The sequence below is a fragment of the Hymenobacter sp. genome, assembly GCF_031398885.1.
Classification (GTDB): Bacteria; Bacteroidota; Bacteroidia; order Cytophagales; family Hymenobacteraceae; genus Hymenobacter.
In genome coordinates this window covers 1-3,375 of record NZ_JANNOD010000103.1, presented here as the reverse complement: position 1 = coordinate 3,375, position 3,375 = coordinate 1, and the positions used below count along the sequence as shown (strand labels likewise).

The following is a 3,375-nucleotide window of genomic DNA, read 5'->3' as shown; positions in this document are numbered from 1 at the left end:
ACAAATGCCATTCGCCATTTTAGCAATGCTATTGGCGCTGGCAGGGGCAATCAAAACGACATCAGCCCAGAGGCCTAATTCAACGTGGTTATTCCATTGCCCCGTTTCATCTTTTGTGAACTCGGTAACGACAGGATTTTTAGAAAGTGTAGAAAGGGTGAGCGGGGTAATGAATTCTTTCGCAGCAGAAGTCATTACTACCTTTACTTCAGCGCCTGCTTTTACCAATAAGCGGGTTAACACTGCTGCTTTGTAAGCGGCAATACTTCCCGTTACTCCCAGCACTATTTTTTTGCCCTGAAGCATGAGTCATCTTAGAGATCCAATTTCTCTGGAGTCTCTTCTCTTCTTCTGAAATTAAGTTTTCCTTCCAAAAATTCTTCGGTAGCAGTCGAAGTAGGCTTCGGCATGCGCTCATAGAATTTAGAAATTTCGATTTGCTCGCGGTTCTCAAATACTTCCTCCAGGTTGTCGACCGTGGAAGCAAACTCGGCCAGGCGGTCGTTCAGCTCTTCTTTTAGCTTCACCGACAGCTGGTTGGCGCGCTTCGAAATCACGGCGATGGCCTCGTACACGTTGCCATTGTCGCCGGTGATGTCGGCCACGTTGCGCGTGATGATGGAACTCGACGGGGCGTTGGAATTGGGTTTCATGGGCTTATTGAATAGTTGTTAGTTGTTCGTTGTCAGTTGTCAGGCACAAACGCCAGCAGTTCAGACCGACCTGACAACTGACAACGAGCAACTGACAACTAATTACCTAATTTGCTGCCGCGGCCGGGGCGGCTTTTAGCTTCACAATCTGGGCCTGGCTGACGTCGTACATATCCTGGGCCGCTTTCAGGTTCTTGCTCTGCGGAAACCCGTCGAGAAACTGCTGGTAGAAGCTCACGGCTTCCAGAAACCGCTCCCGTTGCTTTGATTCAACGCTTTCCTGGGCCCAGGCGTACTGGGCGGTGAGGCGCAGAAAGGCAGCTTGCTCGGCAAACGCCGAAGCCGGGAACTGCTGCTGGAAATTGGTGAGGGCCACCACGGCGGCCTGGTTGTAGCGCAGCTGGTAGTAAAGCTTGGCACTCTCGAAGGCTTTGTTTTCCAGCTTCTTCTGCAGCTCCTGCGACATGCCCTCCGTTTCGGGCTTGAACTTGCTCCCGGGGTAGCGGTTCAGGAAATCCTGGATGGATTCGAGGGCCGACACCGTGTTGGTCTGGTCAAGCTCGAAGCCCGGCGAGTCCAGAAACAGCGACTTGGCATTAAGAAACGTGGCCTCCTCCGTGTACTCGGAATTGGGGTAAGTGTCGATGAACTGCTTGAAATAGAAAGCGCTGAGCACGTAGTTGCGCTGCTTGTAATTCGTGTTGGCAAAGTAAAACTGGGCCTTCTCGGCCTCGGGGCGGCCCTTGAGCAACGGAATCAGGTCTTCGAGCAAGGTGCCGGCCCGGAAAAAGTCGCCCTTGTCGTAGTATTTGACGGCGGCTTCGTACTTCTTATTGACGTCGGTGCTTTTCAGCAGGCGCTGGTAGCCGTTGGAGCAAGCGCCCAGCAGGAGCGTGCCAATGAGCAGAAACAGAACCGTGAGGCGGGAAATCGGCATAAGGGGTGCAAAGGTAATGATTTGAGCCGGCGAAGACAAACGGGGCGCCGCGGCCGGGCCACTCGCCGGGAGCAAGAGCGCCGGCCGGCGGCGAAAGGTTGCAGCTAGCGCCGCAGGTTGGGCGCCGCCCCGGGCGGCTTAACCGGCGCGGCCGAAGCCGCCGGCCTGGCGGTTTGGGGGGCAGCTTTGGGGAACTGGGCCAGCGACGGCTTGGTGGTTTTGACGGGCGTTTTCTTGGCGGGGGTCTTGGCCTTGATGCCGCGCTTGACGGCCGGCTTGGTCTTTTTCTTGACCACCTTGCGCTTCGGGGGCCGGTCGTCGAACTGTTTGCCCAACACCTGGCGGCGGGTCGGGCGTTCCGCGGCGCGCCACGCGAAGCCCTTGAGGCGCTCGTCGTCGGGCTTGAGCTCGTGGGGCGGGATGAACCTGGCCTCGGGGTTGGCGAGCACAGATATTTTGTTGAGCTTGCTCGCCACGAACAGCAGGCGCATGTTGGCCGACAGCACCCGGTTCATGCCGGTGGTGGCGGTGTCGTTGTCGAGGGCGTAAAAGATGCTTTCCGCGTTGCCCAGCACGTCCACCCGGCGCAGCTTGTTGTCGCGGAAGTAGGCCATCATGTTGCGGCCCTTGGTCTGGTTGAAGTTGAGCAGCGTGTCCTGGTCCACGGCGAAGGCATTGGCGTAGAGGCGCATTTCGTCCACCTGCCCGCGCTTCGAGCGGATTTGCATGGAGTCGGCGGTGAGCTGGTTTTTGGCCTGCCACAGCACCGGGTCGCGGTTGAGGTAGATGATGCTGTCCTGCCGGTCGTAGGTCAGCGAGTCGCAGCGCCCCTGCAGGTTGCCCCGGAAAATCTGCACCTTGGGCCAGGCGTAAAGCACGGTGCGGGTGGTGGTTTGGCCGGGGCGGGCCTCCACGCTCAGCAGCGTGTCGGCGGCCATGTACAAGGTGTCCTTCCCGCTGATGTTGCGTACCACCGGCCGGCCGCCGTAGAGCTTGGTGCGCCCCAGGCCGCGCCAGTACCTGCCGGCGTCACCGCGCAGGGTCAGGTTGTCTTTCTTGGAAATCAGGCTCACGTGCCCGTTGGCCACTCCGTAGAGCTTCACCTCGTCGTACACGAGCCGGTCGCCGCCGAGCAGGTAGTTGGGCGTGTCGATTTTGGCGTTTTTCTTGAAGTCCGACACCCGGGTGATGGTGTTGTAATTACCCCCCTCGGCATACAAATTTCCCTGCTTGCCCTTGATGCGCGTGGGGCCGTTGAAATAGGCAATCTTGGTAATGGTGTTGTAGCGCAGCGTGTCGTTGTTCAACTCCGAGTCAGGCGTGACGAGGCGCACGTTGCGCTTAAAAACGAAGACCTTGGAGTTGGTGTCGTAGAAGCCCTGCTGGCTGTCGAGGGTGTTTTGCGGGTCGGTGAGGTGGCCGGTTTCGGTGTAGGAAGCCGTTTTGCGGTCCAGGTCGTAGTCGAGCGAGGGCGTGGTCAGGGTCATGCGCGGGTCGCGCATGACCACGTTGCCGGTGATGCGCGAGGTGCGTTTGTCGCCGTTGTAGAAGCCCCGGTCGCCGGTAATGGTCACGGTGTCGTTCTGCAGGATGCGCACGTTGCTGAACGCCTCCACCTCGTTGCGCTCCAGGTACTGGTAGGCCGAGTCGCAGTACAGAAACGTGTCGTCCTGCTGAAAGCTCACGTTGCCCAGCAGCTTGCGAATCTTCACCCCGTTGAAGTCGCCGCCAATCAATTCGCCGGTGCCAGGCAGCAACCGGATGGGCGAGCCTTTGGTGGCCGGT

At 58.5% G+C, this 3,375-nt stretch carries 4 protein-coding genes; all 4 read right to left on the bottom strand.

Features of this window, described 5'->3' with window-relative positions; genetic code table 11:
- On the bottom strand, nucleotides 1–306 hold a 306-nt coding region (locus tag RMO51_RS19005), incomplete at its 3' end, for a flavoprotein (RefSeq protein ID WP_310397383.1).
- An 8-nt stretch (nucleotides 307–314) separates the two neighbouring features.
- Nucleotides 315–653 (bottom strand): DNA-directed RNA polymerase subunit omega, encoded by a 339-nt coding sequence (locus tag RMO51_RS19000; RefSeq protein ID WP_310397381.1) that lies wholly within the window; start codon nucleotides 651–653, stop codon nucleotides 315–317.
- Between the two features lie 106 nt (nucleotides 654–759).
- Complete coding sequence (locus RMO51_RS18995; protein ID WP_310397379.1) at nucleotides 760–1,590, bottom strand: outer membrane protein assembly factor BamD; 831 nt, start codon at nucleotides 1,588–1,590, stop codon at nucleotides 760–762.
- A gap of 104 nt (nucleotides 1,591–1,694) precedes the next feature.
- On the bottom strand, nucleotides 1,695–3,375 hold a 1,681-nt coding region (locus RMO51_RS18990), incomplete at its 5' end, for an OstA-like protein (protein WP_310397377.1).